The sequence below is a fragment of the Paracoccus wurundjeri genome (assembly GCF_030678915.1).
GTDB lineage: Bacteria > Pseudomonadota > Alphaproteobacteria > Rhodobacterales > Rhodobacteraceae > Paracoccus > Paracoccus onubensis_A.
Genome location: NZ_JAUUTZ010000007.1, coordinates 119980 through 138119 on the forward strand (window position 1 = coordinate 119980; position 18140 = coordinate 138119).

The window sequence follows — 18140 nt, forward strand, 5'->3', positions numbered from 1 at the left end:
GCCACTATTGCCAGATCGTTCCGCCATGCGGTCGAAGGTAAGGATTTTCGGATAGGTTCAGTACCGTGACCTGCCCGCCGCCACTTCGCTTTGAACCGTCAAGCGCCGCCTCGGCATCCGACAGCATTGCTTCGAGATTTCGACCAGGGTTGACACTCGACATGACAATACCCCAATTGGCGGCGACGTGACAGTAAGACTCCCCGCAAGGAACAGGCTTTGCAATGGCCGAGGCAATACGCTCGCATAGTGCCCGTGCCTGCATTCCGTCGTGAATATTGGGCAGGATCAATGCGATCCGGTTCCATTCCAGCCTTGCCGCGATATCGCCCTTGGCCATCGCATCGCCGATGATCCGCCCAACCCGCGCAATGATCCGATGACCTGCCGCGTGGCCATAAAATTCTACCATTTCATCAAGATATTCCAGTTCCAGCAGCGCCAGCGCAAAACCGTATTCCCTTTTCAGGTCGCTGCCCGGCATGCCGGGAAATGCTTTTTCGAAGCCTTGAAAGTTCAGCAATCCGGTCAATGGATCCATCATTGCGCGGTTATCTGCGTTCTGTTGCGCCCGGTGACAATCCTGTTCCAGTCGCCGCAAATTCCGCATGACTGCAAGATTGGCGTCATGTAAAAAAACCAGCTCTGATGCGAGGCTGGAGGCCGGAAAATCGGAAATGTCCAGTTGCAGCTTCTTTATCGCATCGGGCAGCCCCGCCCCAAAGCTTAAATCCAGAAGAAACCGATCCGCCCCGATCCGGACCGGGTGAGCATATAATGTGATCTGCGCAGATCCGTTCAGGCGAAGTTCCAATCGAAGATCACGCCGAGCGGCATCATCCAGAACCCCCACCGCCAAGCCGGCGCAAACCGGATGGATGACCGTAAAGACCTCGTCCAGGTTGCTGGCATGGGCGGGCAGGAACTTCCGTGAAGTCGGCCCCGCGCCCAACAGGTTTCCCTGCCCGTCCACGATAAGATGCATTGGCAGCAATATCGAGATAGCGTCGTCGCTTATGGTGAACGAAGCTGTTTTCAATTCGTCCTTCATGGCGTTTGCACCTTCATAATTGCCGTCATTGCAACCCATGGCCGAAATTGCGGGCCGCGCATCGCCCAACCGGATTTCCACGTGGTTTTCACCTGCAACGATCCCGGCATCTGCGCCGTAATCCTTTGCCATCACGCGCAGTATTCCGGCCAGAAGATCGCTCCATCCACCCCGGCCCGGCGGAAGTTCCACGGATACCGCCTTGCCCCCAGCACCGTGGACCCGCAGTTGGGGAACGGCGGCTTCGTTCAATACCAGACTCACGCGATCCGGAAGCATGCCAAGATTGGCCAGAAACTCGCTGAAATCGCGCCCCATGACGCGCAGCGCGTTCCGAACCGGTTCTATACGCGCGATCCATTCGCCAAAATCGCCGAATATTTCGGTCTCCGGCTTCCCCAGCAGATGTGCGACCTTGGAAATCAATGCGATACCGTCACGGGCCGAGAAGGATGAGAAATGACAGTCGGCTTCCATGGCTGAATAGGCAGAATCCAAAAACTGCCGACCGTGATTTTGTCGCATATAGGATTCGATAGAGTGTCGGACCAGCCAGTTCATGAATATCTCCGCTGGAACGATCAATAATCCCTATCTGTAAAGGAAGTACGAAAGGCGACGCCTAAAACTCAGTCCGGCTCCCAACCGAAAGTGCCCGGCCCGCCAATCACCGTACGAGCAGCCAGAACTTCCTCGGGGCGGATGCCGATCGCCTGGGAAAAATCCAGTACCCGGCGATCATCTTCCAGCAGGAAATCAAGCAAATGTGCATGAAAATCCGGGCTTTCGGCCGCCTTGCGCAATGTTTCGGGATCAAGGCCGCTGCTGGTGAATAATGCAGATACCAGTTCGGGGCGGGCGGCGATATGGGACAGGGCCTGCAACGCAAGCTGTTCTGCCGCTTGGATGCTATAGCTCATTTCTCCTCCGAAAGGTTGAGACTCTGCGGCATATCTGCACAGGTTTACTGCTAACTATGGCGGTGCCAGCGTCAAGACGTTATGTTGAGCTCAGGCTCCGACGGCCGTGCGAGCGAAGGAATATGTTGCGATGACCAAAACCGATACAAACCTGTCTGCCATACAGGAACGCCCCCTGCGTGAAGCGATGATGCGCGGGGTGAAAGGTCGTTGTCCGTCATGCGGCGAAGGCAGGCTGTTCAGTTCTTACCTGAAAGTCGCGGATCATTGCCCGAATTGCGGCGAGGCATTGCACCATCAGCGCGCGGATGACGGGCCGGCATATCTGACGATCCTTCTGGTCTCGCATCTTGCTGCGCCGCTGCTTCTGGCCTCTTATATCGCATGGAGGCCAAGCGCGATGACAATGATCCTGACATTCGGGCTTGGAACCGTGATCCTTTCGCTTCTTCTGCTGCCGCGGATCAAGGGTGGCATGGTCGGGCTGCAATGGGCACGGCGCATGCATGGATTCAGCGAAGACCCCGGAACCGCCTCCGGCTCCCTTTCATCATGAACCAACTGGAAAATCCGCCGATCCGGGATGCCGCAACGATCATTCTGGTCAGGCGTGATGAAAGCGGCAGTTCTGTCCTGATGGGAATGCGCGGTGCGAAGGCGGCCTTCATGCCCTCAAAATACGTTTTCCCGGGCGGTGCGGTCGATCACGAAGACGCGGCAAGCCCCCTTGCCCGCCCGATTGGCGAACTGCACCGGCAGCGCCTTGTTGCCGAACCGCGCGAAGGCATATCACCGGATCCGCATGCCATTTCCGCCGCCGCCCTACGCGAGTTGGCCGAGGAAACCGGACTGCTGATTGGCTTGCAGGACGGCCCGCAAAGCGCATGGCCGGGATATGCCGAAACCGGCTTGAGCCCGGATGCCTCGCAATTGCATTATGTCTTCCGGGCCATTACCCCGCCCGGTCGGCCCCGGCGTTTCGACGCGCGCTTCTTTGTTGCCGATGCGCAGAGAATCAGCGGGGATCCAAATGATTTTGGCCGCGCCTGTGACGAGCTTTCGCATCTTCACTGGGTTCCGCTAGCCGAGGCGCGAGCGTTGAATCTTCCCTTCATCACGGAAGTCGTGCTGGCCGAGATTACCGAATTGACCGGATCGGTCCCCTATCACGCGCCGCTTCCGCAGCCAGATACCGTGCCCTTCTTCGATAATCGCACCGCGTCGCCGCGCTTCGCCCAGATTGCATAAGGCGCCATCATTCTTTCCGGTCGAACCGGGTCGCTCGGAATGCATTTTCGTCCGGTAGCCGACAGAAGACATGCACCCCTTTGCCGGTATCGGCTCGTGTTCACGCTGACGCGTTTGGCTTATCCGACATCAGGATCAGACGTTGCACGTGATCGACGTGATCGCCAAGTTGATGATCGATCATGACCAGCCGCTTGGCGTAATGGGCGCCGGGATATTCCCATGTCATGCCGATACCGCCATGCATCTGGATCGCCTCTTCAGCAATTTTCCGACCCATGCGACCGATCAGATTCTTGGCCTGCGACACCCTGCGGGACTGATCGCCGCCGCCGAATGCCGCCACCGCCGCGATGGTGATCGAGCGACACTGATCCAGTTCGACCAGCATATCCACGACCCGGTGCTGCAAGGCCTGAAATGCAGCAAGCGGCTTGCCGAATTGCTGGCGTTGCTTCAGATAATCCACGGTCAGATCAGTCAGTCGGGTCATCACGCCGACCGCCTCGGCACAAAGCGCGATACGGCCAAGATCAAGCGCATTCTCCAATACGTTGCGGCAATCGGCGGAAACGCATTCTGTGGGCAGATCGTCCATGATCAGATCGGCGATATTTCCGCCATCGACCATGGTGGCCGAAATCAGTTCGGGATTTTCGGGCAGGAACAGCCCGATACCGTCATCCGTGCGGGCCGCGATCAGAAGGTGATCCGCCCCGACCGCACCATATACAGCTGATTTCCGTCCGGTCAGACGCCATCCATCACCGCTTTTCCGTGCAGTCGCCTCGAGATAAGAAAGATCGCAGGCTACCTGCGGTTCATAGACGGCAAGCGCCGTCCGGGCGGCTCCGGCGACGATATCATCCACCATCTCACGGCGGCCCAGTGCCGCCAGCAGGCGAATGCCAAGCAAGTTTCCCAGAAGTGGTTCGGCGCAAAGACCGCGGCCGATTTCCTCGAAGATGACCAGGACATCCTCGGCACTACCTCCGAAGCCGCCCTGCTCTTCGGTAACGAAAGCACCCATCACACCCAGATCGGCCAGCTCCGACCAGATTTCCTGCGAATGCCAGGGTTCGGCATAGACCTGTTTGTTGCGGGTTTCGAACTTATAATTATCGGCCAGAAACCGGCGCAAACTGTCCGCCAGAATCTGGTGGTGGTCAGAGAGATTGAAATCCATTCACATCACCCCCGGAACAGTTCTTTGGCAACGATATTGCGCTGGATTTCATTCGAGCCGCCATAGATCGACAATTTGCGGTGGTTGAAGTAAACCGGCGCCGCGCGGGCCGCCTCGACCGGCACCGCCAATTCGTTTTCGGAAAGCTCCGAGGCCATCGGGGCTGCATTGTGGCCCAAGGCCGAGCGATACAGATCCTGAATGGCCTGCCGGACCTGAGTGCCTTTCAGTTTGAGCATCGAGCTTTCCCGCCCGCCGGCCGCACCCTCGCGGGCATTGGCAAGCATCCGCAGATTAGTGATGCGCATCGCTTCAAGTTCCGCCTCGATCTCGGCGGCGCGGGCGGCATAGACGGGATTATCGGCTATCCGCTTTCCATCACGGGTGATCTGGCGGGACAGGCGGTGATAGCGTTCCATATCCTTGATGGAAAACCCGGTGCCGGCGATATTCGTCCGCTCATGCGTCAGCAGATATTTGGCGATGGTCCAGCCTTGGTTTTCCTCACCCACAAGATTGGAAACAGGAACGCGGACATCGGTAAAGAACACTTCGTTCACTTCGCTTCCGCCCTCGATCAGCCGGATGGGGCGCATCTCGATACCCGGAGTATTCAGGTCCATCAGCAGAAAGCTGATACCCTCCTGCGGCTTTCCTTCGGTCGAGGTTCGGACGAGGCAGAAAATCTTGTTCGCGTGCTGGCCCAGCGTGGTCCAGGTTTTCTGGCCGTTGACGACGTAATGATCGCCGTCGCGAACCGCCCGTGTCTTCAGACCGGCCAGATCCGAACCCGCACCGGGCTCGGAATAGCCCTGACACCACCAGTCGCTGCCGTCCAGAATTCCGGGAAGGATATCACGCTTCTGCTCTTCCGTGCCGAATTTGAACAGGACCGGGCCAAGCATGTTCAATCCGAAGGGCAGCAGGCGCGGTGCGGAATGCAATGCGCATTCCTCTGCGAAGATATGCCGTTCGACAGCATTCCAGCCGGTGCCGCCATATTCCCTGGGCCAAGTCGCCGCAAGCCAGCCGCGGTCATGAAGAATGGACTGCCAGCGCAGCAAATCCTCTTTCGTCAGCTCCTTGCCGGCGGAAACCTTCTCGGCAAGTTCTTCGGGCAGATTCTTCTTCAGGAACGCGCAGACCTCATCGCGGAAAGCACGCTCTTCGGGGGTGAATTCCAGATCCATTGGCTTATTCCCTGTTCAGATCGGCGAAGCTGCGACCCGTTTCAGCCAGGTCCCGCAAAAGCGCAGGGACCTGCCAGTAATGGGAGTCCTCACTCGCATATTCCTCGATCCGCCTGACCAGTTCCGCCGCGCCGATCTGATCGGCATAATTAAGTGGTCCGCCTCGATGGCGGGGGAAACCATAGCCGAACAGGAACACCGCATCGACATCGATGGGCCGCTGGGCAATGCCCTCCTTGACGACGCGGGCGGCCTCGGAAATCATCGCCGCCATGTAGCGGGCCACGATCTCTTCGTCGCTGAATTCGCGGGATGTGATCCCTTGCTCTGCCCGCTCGCTCTCGACGATCTTCACGACATCCGGATTCGGTGTGCGATTGCCGGGATCGTCATAGAGATAATAGCCTTTCCCGGTCTTGCGCCCGAACCAACCCTGCTCGCAAATGCGGTCGGCAATCCTGACATAGCGTTCTTCGGGCGGGCGGGTCGGCGCCTTGCGTTTCCGCGTCGCCCAGCCGATGTCCATTCCGGCCAGATCGGCGACGGCAAATGGCCCCATGGCAAATCCGAAATCCTCGAGCGCATGGTCGATCTGCTGGAATGATGCACCGTCAAGCATCATATAATCGGCGGCTTTCCGGTAATGCGCCAGAACGCGATTGCCGATGAACCCGTCGCAGACGCCCGAGCGAACCGCCACCTTCTTCATCCTTGCGGCCAAAGCCCAGGCGGTCGCGACGATCTCGGGCGCGGTCTTGTCGCCCACCACCACCTCCAGCAAACGCATGACATGCGCGGGCGAGAAGAAATGCAGTCCGATCACATCCTGCGGGCGCGATGTGACGGCGGCGATGTCGTTCACATCCAGATAAGATGTATTCGTACCCAGAACCGCCCCGGCTTTGCAAATCCTGTCCAGCTTGCCGAATATCTCTTTCTTGACGCCGATATCCTCGAAAACCGCTTCGATGACCAGATCGACCTGTGCGAGGCTTTCCAGCTCCGTCGTTGCGGTCAAAGCCGCTGCGGCCCCGTCGCGGGCCTCGGCAGACAATTTGCCGCGTTTAACCGCACCGTCAAGATTTCTGGTGATCGCGGTCTTGGCGGAATCGGCACGGTCCTGCGCCATTTCGATCAGCGTGACCGGAATACCGGCCGTCACCAGCGCAGTCGCGATCCCCACGCCCATCGTGCCTCCGCCGATAACACCGGCGCTCGCGATCTCCCGGGGGGGCGTGCCGGCCTCGGGGATATGTTTGACCGCCCGCTCGGCATTGAATGCATGGATCAGCCCCTGACGGTCGGGGCTCGCCATCAGTTCCATGAACAGCGCCCGCTCGGCCTTCAGCCCCTCGGCAATGGGTTTGCCCGCATGTCCGATCGCCTGCACCGCCTTGATCGGAGCTTCGAGCGCCGGGCGCCTGCTGCGCAGTTTCTCAAGCGCAGCGTCGATCACCGCAGAATCCGGGTTCACGGAAATCTCGCCTGTCCGGCGGGTTTTCAGCTCTCCCGCCAGTACAGCCTGCGCGGCAGCCAGGGCCGTCTCACGCGGTTGACCTTCTTCCATCCGGTCCAGAATGCCCAATTCATGCGCCTCGGATATCGGCAGATGGCGGCCCGTGCTGATGATCTCGATGGCGTCCTGTAGCGGGATCAGGCGTGGCAGGCGCTGCGTCCCGCCCGCACCGGGCAGGATGCCCAATGTCACCTCGGGCAATCCGACACGCCCTCCCGGCAAACCAATCCGGGCATGCGAGGCAAGAGCAAGCTCCAGTCCGCCGCCGAATGTCGTGCCGTGCACAACCGCCACCACCGGCTTTTCGCTGGCCTCGACGACATTCAGCACGTCGGGCAGCGAGGGTTCTATCGGGGTCTTGCCGAATTCGCGGATATCGGCGCCAGCCGACAGCGCCCGACCCTCGCCATAAATCGCAATAACCCTGACCGATGCATCTTCCGTCAGTTGCGCAACCGCATCGACAAGCCCTTGCCGGACGGCCGCACCAAGTGCGTTTACGGGCGGATTGTTCAGGCCGATCAGGCCGATCTCGCCCTCTGTCTCGACCTTCACCGGTGATTCATTCTGACTCATCATTCCCTCCGTTCCGCTGTTTCAGCCAACCCGCTCGATGACCATGGCGATCCCCTGCCCCACGCCGATACACATCGACAGGCAGGCATAGCGTCCGCCCATGCGCTCCAGCTGCCGCATCGCGGTCAGGACGATCCGCGCACCCGAGGCACCCAGCGGATGACCCACCGCAATCGCGCCGCCATTGGGGTTCAGGCGGCTGTCGTTCGGATCGAGTTCCAGTTGTTTGCAGCAGGCCAGCACCTGGGAGGCAAAGGCTTCGTTAATCTCGATCAGGTCCATGTCCTTCATGGTCAGCCCCGCGCGCTCAAGCGCCTTGGGTACCGCAAATCCCGGCCCGATCCCCATGATCCGCGGCGGCACACCGGCAATCGCGCCCGAAACGATCCGCGCGCGCGGCCGTGGACCCAAATTCTTCGCGCCGATCAGCAGCGCGGCTGCCCCGTCATTGACGCCAGAGGCATTCGCCGCTGTCACGACCCCGCCTTCATAAAGCGGCTTCATCGAGGCCATCTTTTCCAGCGAGGCATCCGGTCGCGGATGCTCGTCCGCATCGACCACCGTCACCGCTCCTTTCCGGCCCGGGATCTCGATGGGCAGGATCTCATCCCTGAAAAAACCATCCGCCCGCGCCGCCTCGTATCTCTGCTGGCTCGCATAGGCGAAAGCGTCACATGGCTCGCGGCCAATCTCATAATCGGCCGCCAGATTATCCGCAGTTTCCGGCATCGCGAAATCGCCGAATTGCTTGGCGAACGCCTTGTTGGGGAAACGCGTGCCGATCGTCGAATCATACATCTGTGCCTGACGACCCCATGCGCTTGGCGATTTACCGATCACGAAAGGCGCGCGCGTCATGCTTTCGGTCCCACCCGCCAAATATAACCCGGCCTCGCCCAAGGTAATCGACCGTGCCGCGTCCAGAGCCGCAGACATGCCCGAGCCGCAAAGCCGGTTGACGGTCAACCCGCCCGCCTCCATCCGGACACCGCCGAGAAGGCCCGAGAATCGTCCCACATTGCGGCTGTCCTCGCCGGACTGGCAGACATTGCCAAGAATGACGTCCTCGATCTGGTCGACGGGCAGATCCGAACGCTCGACAAGAGCGCGGATTACCGTTGCGGCCAGATCGTCGGGGCGAATTCCGGCCAAAGCACCCGCATGGCGCCCGAAAGGGCTGCGCAGCCCATCGTAAATATACCCTTCAAGCATGGTCGTCCCACTCCTTCCTGTCTTGTTCCGCCCTGAAATGCTTCGACCGTCTGTTCCTGGGTACCATGCCCGCCATGATCCCCTTATGCAGGGATCAGAATATCAGGGTGCCGGCCATCGATCAGAACCGCGCCGAAGATCTGCAACCTGTAACTCCGGCACTGGCAGGAACCCCTTCGATGTTAGTCATACTCTCTTCCCGCAGTTTTCGGACCGGCCTGTCACGAGATATATGCGAACTTTCATTTCGCATAGCGAACGATTACTGAATGGGGCATACCGAGTCAATTGTACCGCAATGCAGAATATTCGTTCGTCATACGAAACACCTTGAAATTCATCGCGCCGTGCTAAAGACTGTAGAGATCAGTCAAATCACCAAGCACCGCCCCGATCACCCTGGAAACCCTGCCAAGATTGACAGAGATCACCAGAACTCGAACCACCCCCTTAAGGTTAATCTCCCATGTTGACCTTATCTCAGCAACGAAGAACGGAAGCGGTGTAAATATCGCCCGAGAACAAGATGACCCGAATAACAGACCACTTGGATGAGGACGAATCCTCCGACCGGCAATTCGTCAGTGCATTGGCGCGGGGGCTTGATATTCTTGGGTGCTTTCGTGCCAGTGATCGCTATCTGTCCAATCACGAAATCGCGGCACGCACCGGTCTGGCAAAACCCACGGTATCGCGCCTGACCTATACGCTGACCCGGACCGGTCATCTGCGGCGGGACGATTCAAGCGGCGAATATCGCCTTGGGGCGCAGGTGCTTCAGCTGGGATTCAGCGCCCTTGCCGCCACCGACCTTTCCGACCGAGCGGGCCCGGATATGGACAGGCTTGCGAACGGGCCCAATCCCTATGTCACGATTGCCCTGGCCGAGCGCAGCCGGAACAGGGCCATCTATCTTGCCGTCAAACGCTCGCAACAGGCGGTTGCCCTGTCGCTGAATGTCGGCGCAAGGCTGCCTCTGTTCTACTCGGCCATCGGACGCGCCATTATCGCAAGCATGGATGAAGCCGGGCGGGAAGAGGCGCTGGCAGAGGCGATCGCCGAATTTCCCGAACAGCGCGAGCGGATGGAACATAGTCTTCGCACGCTGCTGCAGGATTACGAAACCTATGGCTATTGCACAGGTTTTGGCGATTGGCGGGCTGAAATCACCGGGATCGCGGCGCCATTGCGGTCACTGGACGGCACAAGCGTATACGGATTGAATGTTGGCGGCCCGTCATTTCTTGTTACTCCGGAAGAACTCCACCGGGATTATGGCCCCGCGCTACTGAAAGCCGTCGAAAGGCTGGGCGGGACAGGGTCGCGGCAGGCGATGTGATCCATGCCCCGGCCAGACGACAATGATACTGCGCCACGCTGCCCCGGAGATCTGCGCCGCAGCAGTGCAGGCATGTCAAAGCCAACGGGCATCCCAGACACCCGAATCCACCAGCTGTTTCACCTGACTGATCAATGTCTCTGCAAACCGCTTGATAAGCATGCTTTCACCATAGCGTTCGGGCGTCCACAGAACGACGTTCCGTCCCAATTCGGGCGAGATGATCGGACGGGCGATGATTTCGTTGCTTTCCTGCATCTTCCGGAACGCGGCACGCGACAGAATGGTATTCCCATGGCCCTGCCGCACCAGGCTGAGCATGACCTGCACGATATCGACCTCAAGCACGACATCGGGAGTGATCCCCTGTTGCGCAGCCGCCGCTTCCAGCAATCGGCGCAGACTATGGGCCGGCGTGGTCAAGATCAGCGGCTGTGCAAAAGCTTCGCTGAACGTAATCGGGGCCGATATGCCTTCGGGTACAGCCGGACACAGCAGGTAAAGCTGTTCGTAGACCAGTGGCCGCGCGTGGCGATCATTGACGGGGCCCATCTCGTAGGTGATGCCCAGATCGATCGTGCCGCGTTGCAGCCATTCCTTCACATGGCCGGTAAATCCCGAAGCGATCCGCAGCCGGACATGCGGATAACGCGAGATGAAATGCGCTATCAGCGGCTCGGCCAGTATCTCTGCCACGACCGGAGGAAGGCCAAGCGTCAATGTGCCGCGCAGTTCTCCGTCATTGCCGGGCAGGTCGCGCAGGATACCGTCGGCATCGGCCAACAACCGTTCGGCCCGCGCCAGAAGCCGTTCTCCCTGCTCGGTCGGCTCGACACCGCGGCCGTGACGACGCAGAAGAGCCACGCCCAGTTCCTCTTCAAGCGCCTGAACCTGCCGACTCAGCGCCGGTTGGGCGATATTCAACCGCTCGGCAGCTGCGGTGATGCTGCGCATTCGGCAGATACGGACAAAATTTCGAAGCTGACGCAATTCCATGATGCCGCCATGCTATCGCTGATAGATCCTCAATGCATTTGAAATATGGCCCGAATGCGACAAAACTGCGCAATACTGTATGAGCCGCCGACTGAGGAGGAGCGCGGCAAACCATGGGCGCAGGGCAAATGCCTGAACGACAAAACGACGCCTGAAAAACAATGGGGGAGGAATACCATGATTATCACCAGATTTCTGGGGGTGACCGCATTGGCACTTGGAATTGTGCCGGCCGCGGCACAGGAACTGCCAAAAACAATGATCTGGTCGGCCTATGATGTCGGCTCTGCCGGATATGCCGAAGCTTCGGCGATTGCGGATGCATTCGGCAAGAAATTCGGCGTCAAGATCCGGATTCAGCCATCGGGGTCATCCGTCGGCCGTTTGCAGCCCGTCCTGACCGGACGCGCCGATTACGGTTTCCTCGCAACCGAATCTTTCTTCGTCTCCGAAGGCGAATTCGACTTCTCAACACCGGAATGGGGGCCACAGGATCTGCGCGCGATTGCCGGGCGGCCCGCGTCATTCGCCATGGTCACGGCGGCGGATGCGGGAATCGAGCAGGTTGCGGATGCCAAGGGCAAGCGCGCGGCATTCGTGGTCGGCAACCCTTCGGTCAATCTCAAATGCGAAGCGATTCTCGCTTTCGGCGGATTGACGACCGACGATGTCGAGGTGGTGATGTTTCCCACCTATGCCGCCGCCATGTCATCGATGACGAAGAACGAAGCGGATTTCACCTGCACGACCCCGACAACGAGCCAGCTTTATGAACTGGCGGAATCTCCGCGCGGTATCCGCTGGATTCCGCTTGATGCCGATAACAAGGAAGGTTGGGCGGCGCTGGACGCCGTCCTGCCGATCATGTCGCCATTCGAAGAGGATATCGCGGCGGGACTATCAGATGGCGAAACGGTAGCGATGGCCGCATATCGTTACCCGGTCATTGCCACAAAGGCGGATAAATCCGCGGATGAGGTCTATGCCTTCGTCAAGGCCCTGGACGAGACCTTTGACCTTTACAAGGACGGCACCGCCACGATGACCCGCTGGGCTCTGGAGCAATCCGGCCAGCCCCCGGCAGATGTCCCATTCCACGAGGGCGCAATCCGTTATCTGAAGGAAAAGGGAATCTGGACCGACGAGGCAGAGGCATGGAACCAGAAGCGCGTCATGCGGCTGGATGCGATGCTTGCCGCGTGGGAAGAATTCAAACCCGCCAATGAAGACCTGCCCTCCGAGGAATTTTCAGCAAAATGGAAGGAAAAGCAGCAGGAAGTTCTTGAATCTCTGGACTCATAGGATGCGCCATTGACCAGCCGGGCCATTCCCTTTTTCGCGCTTGGCCCGGCATTCTCGATATCAAGGAAGTTTCTGCATGGACCAGACCGATCCAGATGCAACCGGCGCGCCGCCGGTGCCCGGCTTTGATACATCCCGCATTTCGGGCACAGCCGCGATTGCTGTCTATATTCTCGGAGCGGCGGGACTGCTGCTTGCGATCAATCAGGTATTCCTGCTGAATCTGTTTGGCTTTCAACCGCTTGGAAACTCTTATCTCTATTACCTGATCGGCATCTTTCTTGCCATCGCCTTCATCACCATCCCGGCACGACGCTCTGCCTCGCGAAGGGTGGATTGGTTTGACTGGGTTCTGTCAGCCCTGACATTGATCGCCTGCGGCTATCTGGGCCTGCATGGCATCGATATCATCCAGCAGGGTTGGGAATTCTCGGCGCCCACCGAGGCGAATCTCGCCGCCGGCATGGTCCTGCTTGCCACACTTGAGGGAGTCAGGCGCGGGGGTGGGCCGCTGCTTCTGGGAACCGCATTGCTGTTTGGCTCCTACCCGCTATTTGCCGATTACATGCCCGGATTCCTGTGGGGCACTTCCTTCTCGTTCACGGAAACAGTCCGGATCCATGTTCTTGGCGTCGAGAGCATTATCGGCATACCGATGCAGGTCGTTGCCGAACTGGTGATCGGCTTCGTCATCTTCGGCTCTGTCCTGACCGCGACGAAAGGCGCGGATTTTTTCATGGATCTGGCGACTGCACTTCTGGGGCGTAGCCGCGGCGGACCGGCCAAGGTCGCGGTTCTGGGCAGCGGGATACTTGGATCACTATCGGGCAGCGTGATCTCGAATATCCTGACAAGCGGGCCGTTCTCGATTCCGACCATGAAGAAGGTCGGCTATCCGGCAACCTATGCCGCCGCGATCGAAAGTTGCGCCTCCACCGGGGCGACACTGATGCCGCCAGTGATGGGAACCGTCGCCTTCATCATGGCGTCATTTCTGGGCGTGCCCTATGCCGACGTCGTCGCCGCTGCGTTCCTGCCGGCACTGCTGTTCTATATCGCGCTGCTGTTTCAGGTCGATATGTTCGCCGCACGCAAAGGGTTGAAAGGTTTGCCGAGTTCCGATCTTCGCCCTCTTGGGAAAGTCCTGCTGGATGGCTGGCCTTATCTTTTGTGCCTGTTCGTGCTGATCTTCGTACTGATGGTGCTGCGGCTTGAGACATATTCACCCTATGCCGCTTCCGTCGTCTTGCTTGTCACGACTGCATTGCGTGGCGAAACCCGGCTGGATCTTGAACGAGCAAAGGCGCTGCTGGTGGATACGGCCAGCAACATCGCCTCGCTCGTCGCCATTCTCGCCGGGATCGGCCTGGTTGTTGGCGGGCTGTCCTATACCGGCGTCGCCGGTGCATTCTCGCGCGAGTTGCTGCTTTACGCCGGGAACAACGTGCCTCTGATGCTCATTGCCGGCGCCGTGACCAGCTTCGTTCTGGGGATGGGGATGACGGTAAGCGCCTGTTACATCTTCCTGTCCATCCTGCTTGCGCCAGCGCTCATAGAGGCGGGTTTGAATCCGTTGGCCAGCCACCTGTTCATCCTGTATTGGGGGATGCTGTCCTACATCACCCCGCCTGTAGCGCTGGCATCCATCACGGCAGCCAATCTGGCAGGAGCCAACCCGATGAAGACGGGACTCTATTCGATGCGGCTTGGCGGCGCGCTATTCGTGCTACCTTTCATCTTCATCCATGATAACGGGCTGATCTTTAACGGTTCCATATTTGACATCATGCGATCCTTCCTGATCGCTGCAGGAGCCCTCTGGGCGTTGACATCCGCTTTCGAGGGTTACCTCTACGGGATCGGCCCGGCCAATCTTCTCAGCCGGGTCCTGATGGGCATAGCAGGAATGATGGCGATCATCCCCGAATTCTATTCGGATCTGATCGGGCTGGCGTTAATCCTGTGTGTCTATGCCACACATCTTCTCCTTCTGCGCAACAACCGGGGAACGACTTCATGATCGACAAAAGGGTCAGCGATCTGGCCACGGCTGTCGCGCCGATCTTCGATGGCGCGGTGATCATGGTTGGCGGGTTCGGAACTTCGGGCATTCCTTTTGGCCTTTTGGCCGCATTGCTGGATCACGGCACGCGGGATCTGACGATCATCGCCAATAACGCCGGAACCGGAGAGGATGCCCTTGCCCTGCTTCTGCGGGAAAACCGCGTAAGCAGGGTGATCTGTTCTTATCCGCGCTCGCCCGGTTCGGTCTGGTTCGAGAAACGTTACGAAGAGGGCCTGATCGAACTCGAAGTCGTGCCGCAAGGAACGCTGGCCGAACGGATCCGCGCCGCAGGTTCCGGCATAGGCGGTTTCTTCACCCCGACCGCTTACGGCACCTTGCTTGCGGAAGGCAAGGAAACGCGGGTCATCGACGGGGTCGGATATGTGTTTGAAAAGCCGCTGCCCGCCGATTTCGCCCTCATTCGTGCCGAACAGGCGGATCGCTGGGGCAATCTGCGCTATCACGCTACTGCGCGAAACTTCAATCCGGTGATGGCCATGGCCGCAAAGCATACCATCGCCGAGGTACGCATTCTGGCCGACGAACCGCTGGAACCGGAATCTGTGATCACACCGGGGATTTTCGTGAACAGCGTAGTGGAATTTGGGGTAAGGCCATGAAACCGCTTGACGAAAATGGCATGGCGGCGCGGCTCGCCCAGGACATTCCGGACGGCGCTTATGTCAATCTGGGGATCGGCCTGCCAAACCGGGTCGCGCATTTTGTCCCTGCCGGCCGCGAAGTGATGTATCACACCGAAAATGGTCTGCTGGGCGTCGGTCCTGTGCCACGAACGGAACAGGAAGATCCCGAACTAATCAATGCCAGCAAGAAACTGGTGACGATGGTTCCGGGAGCATCCCTGTTCGATCATACGCTTTCATTCGCCATGATGCGGGGTAATCATCTCAGTATCGCGGTACTGGGCGCGTATCAGGTGGCCGAGAATGGCGATCTGGCGAACTGGGCGACGCTTGAACAGAATTTTCCGCCTGCCGTCGGCGGAGCGATGGATCTCGTGGCGGGTGTGCCGCAGATCTATGCATTGATGCGCCACAACTCGCGCGATGGTGCGCCCAAAGTGCTGAAGCGCTGCACTTATCCGCTGACCGGCGCCGGGGTTCTGACCCGCGTCTATACGGATCTCTGCGTCCTCGAAGTGACACCCGAAGGGTTCAAACTGATCGATCTGGCCGAGGGAAACAGCCTTGAAGAAGTTCAGGCCGTGACTGAAGCCCGCATCCTGACCTGACGCGCTTCGACATATCTTTAAACGCATGACCGATGCGGCTTGCTGACCGCTACTTCCGGGGGATGATCAATCGCGCCCGAATGCATTGGGGTTATCGGCGCGTAGTCGGGGAAAGATCTCGGCAATCCGGGCAAGATGTTTTTCGCAGGCGATAACGGCCCTTTCGGCATCACGGGCATGAAGCGCTCGCATGATGTCACGATGCTCGGCCAAGGCCCGCGCCGCACCGAATGACAGCGAAAGATAGCGCGCCCGGTCCATATGCCCCTTGGTTTCCTTGATCAGGGTCCACGCGAATTCCAACCCGGAATAATCGCAGATGTCGTGATGGAACTGATCATCAAGCGCGTGGAATTCGGCGCGCTTGTCCCCTGCGACTGCCTCTGCCTGACGCTCCACCAGTTCATCAAGGGCCGCCAGATGTTCGCTTGTCAGCCGCTCGACAGCCTTGCGCAGGCAGGCCGTTTCAAGCGCCAGCCGGATGAATTGCGCCTGCAGGATCGCCTCTTCCGAAATCGCCGTAACCACAGTGGCGCGTTGCGGACGAATTTCGATGAAGCCCTGCTGAGACAACCGGTAGAAGGCATCCCGGACCGGCTGCCGCGAGACTCCCATCGTCGCCGCAACCTCTGCCTCGGACAATTTGCTGCCGGGCGGCAGGGTCAGGTCGATCACCCGTTTGTAAAGCTGTTCGAAAACCTGATCCGTCACCGTAGGCGGGCGCATCTCATCAAGTGCCGGCAAAACTGGGCGGGGCGAAGTCTTTTGTATCGGCATGCAAACGGCTCCAGTTGACCTTTCTTGTAAACTAGCATATTAGATGACCAGCAAAAGAGCAAGCGAGTCGGGAGGGGACATATGGCATTGCTTGACGAGGATCGGTTATTCCCGGCAGAGGCCCGCGCCCGTGACGTGGCGAAAGCCCTTTACGCCGGGATCCATGACTTGCCGATCATCAGCCCGCATGGCCATACCGATCCCCGCTGGTATGCCGAGGACTCGGCTTTTCCCGACCCCGCCCAACTTTTCGTGACACCGGATCACTATGTCTTCCGCATGCTGTGTTCGCAGGGTGTCGCGTTGACCGATCTGGGCGTTCCCCGCGCCGATGGCGGCGCGACCGAAACGGATGGGCGCAAGATATGGCGGCTTTTCGCCAGCCATTACCACCTGTTCCGGGGAACGCCTTCACGGATGTGGCTGGATCATTCGTTTCAACATGTCTTCGGCATCGACCGGAAGTTAAGCGCGGAAACCGCAGACTGGTATTACGACCATATCGCGGAATGCCTGGCCGCACCGGAATACCGCCCCCGCGCGTTGTATCGCCGTTTCGGGATCGAGGCGATCGCAACGACCGAGGCCGCCACCGACGATCTTCGCTGGCACCGGATGATCAGGGACTCTGATTGGGATGGGCGGGTGATCACTGCTTATCGTCCAGATGGCGTGATCGATCCCGAAATGGACGGTTTCGCAGAAAACATCGCCCTGATGGGGCAGCAGACCGGCTTTGATACTGCCAAATGGGGCGGCTATCTGGATGCGCACCGGGCCCGCCGCGCCTATTTCAAGGAATTTGGGGCAACCTCGTCCGATCACGGCCACCCGACCGCCCGGACCGAGGATTTGCCGCAGGCAGACGCGGCGGCCTTGTTTCAAAAGGCGCTGCGCGGGGAATGTTCATCCGAGGAAGCCGATACATTCCGGGGACATATGCTGACCGAGATGGCGCGGATGAGTCTTGAAGACGGGTTGGTGCTGCAAATCCATCCCGGCTCGCGGCGCAACCACTCGGATCAGGTGATGGCGACGTTCGGGCGCGACAAGGGTTTCGACATTCCGGGCCGCACCGATTACGTCACTGCGCTGCGCCCGCTATTGAACGCGGTCGGAATGCGGCCAGATCTGACTGTGGTCCTGTTCACGCTGGACGAAAGCTCTTACGCACGTGAACTGGCGCCTCTGGCCGGGGTCTATCCCTGCCTGCGGCTTGGCCCGGCATGGTGGTTCTTCGACAGTGCCGAGGGGATGCGCCGCTTTCGCGAAATGACGACAGAGACGGCGGGTTTCTATAACACGGTCGGTTTCAACGACGACACCCGCGCCTTCTGTTCGATACCCGCCCGGCACGATGTCGCCCGGCGAGTGGACTGCGCTTATCTCGCGACACTGATCACGACCGGCCGGCTGGCCGAGGACGAGGCGCATGAGATCGCGCATGACCTGACATATGGGCTCGCCAAACGGGCCTATAAACTTTGAGCTTCTGACTGGGAGGAAAAAA

The 18140-nt window shown here is 59.3% G+C and carries 16 protein-coding genes; 8 read left to right on the top strand and 8 right to left on the bottom strand.

Features of this window, described 5'->3' with window-relative positions; translation table 11 throughout:
• Positions 1 to 4: 4 nt before the first annotated feature.
• Both Q0601_RS09120 and Q0601_RS09125 read right to left on the bottom strand, forming a co-directional pair.
• A complete protein-coding gene (locus tag Q0601_RS09120; RefSeq protein ID WP_305289350.1) occupies positions 5 to 1612 on the bottom strand; it encodes a diguanylate cyclase domain-containing protein in 1608 nt (535 codons plus the stop codon).
• 68 nt (positions 1613 to 1680) lie between these two features.
• Positions 1681 to 1971, bottom strand: a complete 291-nt coding sequence (locus tag Q0601_RS09125; protein WP_305289352.1) for a DUF3572 domain-containing protein — start codon at positions 1969 to 1971, stop codon at positions 1681 to 1683.
• Positions 1972 to 2101: 130 nt separating this feature from the next.
• Between Q0601_RS09125 and Q0601_RS09130 the strand changes: the two genes are divergently transcribed.
• Both Q0601_RS09130 and Q0601_RS09135 read left to right on the top strand, forming a co-directional pair.
• A complete protein-coding gene (locus Q0601_RS09130; protein WP_305289356.1) occupies positions 2102 to 2527 on the top strand; it encodes a DUF983 domain-containing protein in 426 nt (141 codons plus the stop codon).
• On the top strand, positions 2524 to 3219 hold the full coding sequence (locus tag Q0601_RS09135; RefSeq protein ID WP_305289357.1) for an NUDIX hydrolase: 696 nt from the start codon (positions 2524 to 2526) through the stop codon (positions 3217 to 3219). Before Q0601_RS09130 ends, Q0601_RS09135 begins: the two co-directional genes overlap by 4 nt.
• A gap of 100 nt (positions 3220 to 3319) precedes the next feature.
• Here Q0601_RS09135 and Q0601_RS09140 read toward each other — a convergent pair whose 3' ends face one another.
• The 4 genes from Q0601_RS09140 to Q0601_RS09155 are packed head-to-tail and all read right to left on the bottom strand — an operon-like array spanning position 3320 to position 8899.
• Positions 3320 to 4405 (bottom strand): acyl-CoA dehydrogenase family protein, encoded by a 1086-nt coding sequence (locus Q0601_RS09140; protein WP_305289358.1) that lies wholly within the window; start codon positions 4403 to 4405, stop codon positions 3320 to 3322.
• A gap of 5 nt (positions 4406 to 4410) precedes the next feature.
• Entirely contained in the window at positions 4411 to 5595 is a 1185-nt protein-coding gene (locus Q0601_RS09145; RefSeq protein WP_305289359.1) for an acyl-CoA dehydrogenase family protein, read from the bottom strand.
• 4 nt (positions 5596 to 5599) lie between these two features.
• Complete coding sequence (locus tag Q0601_RS09150) at positions 5600 to 7687, bottom strand: 3-hydroxyacyl-CoA dehydrogenase NAD-binding domain-containing protein (RefSeq protein WP_305289361.1); 2088 nt, start codon at positions 7685 to 7687, stop codon at positions 5600 to 5602.
• A gap of 21 nt (positions 7688 to 7708) precedes the next feature.
• Positions 7709 to 8899 (bottom strand): acetyl-CoA C-acyltransferase, encoded by a 1191-nt coding sequence (locus Q0601_RS09155; protein ID WP_305289363.1) that lies wholly within the window; start codon positions 8897 to 8899, stop codon positions 7709 to 7711.
• Between the two features lie 526 nt (positions 8900 to 9425).
• Here Q0601_RS09155 and Q0601_RS09160 point away from each other — a divergent pair.
• Complete coding sequence (locus Q0601_RS09160) at positions 9426 to 10238, top strand: IclR family transcriptional regulator (RefSeq protein WP_305289365.1); 813 nt, start codon at positions 9426 to 9428, stop codon at positions 10236 to 10238.
• 75 nt (positions 10239 to 10313) lie between these two features.
• On the opposite strand, the gene Q0601_RS09165 is transcribed toward Q0601_RS09160, so the two are convergent.
• Positions 10314 to 11234: a LysR family transcriptional regulator gene (locus Q0601_RS09165; protein ID WP_305289367.1), complete on the bottom strand. Its 921-nt coding sequence runs from the start codon at positions 11232 to 11234 to the stop codon at positions 10314 to 10316.
• Positions 11235 to 11411: 177 nt separating this feature from the next.
• Here Q0601_RS09165 and Q0601_RS09170 point away from each other — a divergent pair, with 177 nt between their 5' ends.
• The 4 genes from Q0601_RS09170 (at position 11412) to Q0601_RS09185 (ending at position 15853) form a co-directional block, all read left to right on the top strand.
• The gene (locus tag Q0601_RS09170; RefSeq protein WP_305289369.1) at positions 11412 to 12536 is read left to right on the top strand and encodes a TAXI family TRAP transporter solute-binding subunit; all 1125 of its coding nucleotides are present in this window, start codon (positions 11412 to 11414) and stop codon (positions 12534 to 12536) included.
• 76 nt (positions 12537 to 12612) lie between these two features.
• Entirely contained in the window at positions 12613 to 14556 is a 1944-nt protein-coding gene (locus tag Q0601_RS09175; protein WP_305289371.1) for a TRAP transporter permease, read from the top strand.
• Positions 14553 to 15221 (top strand): 3-oxoacid CoA-transferase subunit A, encoded by a 669-nt coding sequence (locus Q0601_RS09180; RefSeq protein WP_370656110.1) that lies wholly within the window; start codon positions 14553 to 14555, stop codon positions 15219 to 15221. Before Q0601_RS09175 ends, Q0601_RS09180 begins: the two co-directional genes overlap by 4 nt.
• A complete protein-coding gene (locus Q0601_RS09185) occupies positions 15218 to 15853 on the top strand; it encodes a 3-oxoacid CoA-transferase subunit B (RefSeq protein ID WP_305289372.1) in 636 nt (211 codons plus the stop codon). Before Q0601_RS09180 ends, Q0601_RS09185 begins: the two co-directional genes overlap by 4 nt.
• 66 nt (positions 15854 to 15919) lie before the next feature.
• On the opposite strand, the gene Q0601_RS09190 is transcribed toward Q0601_RS09185, so the two are convergent.
• Positions 15920 to 16630 (bottom strand): GntR family transcriptional regulator, encoded by a 711-nt coding sequence (locus tag Q0601_RS09190; RefSeq protein ID WP_305289374.1) that lies wholly within the window; start codon positions 16628 to 16630, stop codon positions 15920 to 15922.
• An 81-nt stretch (positions 16631 to 16711) separates the two neighbouring features.
• Between Q0601_RS09190 and uxaC the strand changes: the two genes are divergently transcribed.
• Positions 16712 to 18118: a glucuronate isomerase gene (gene uxaC / locus Q0601_RS09195; RefSeq protein WP_305289376.1), complete on the top strand. Its 1407-nt coding sequence runs from the start codon at positions 16712 to 16714 to the stop codon at positions 18116 to 18118.
• Positions 18119 to 18140: the final 22 nt, after the last annotated feature.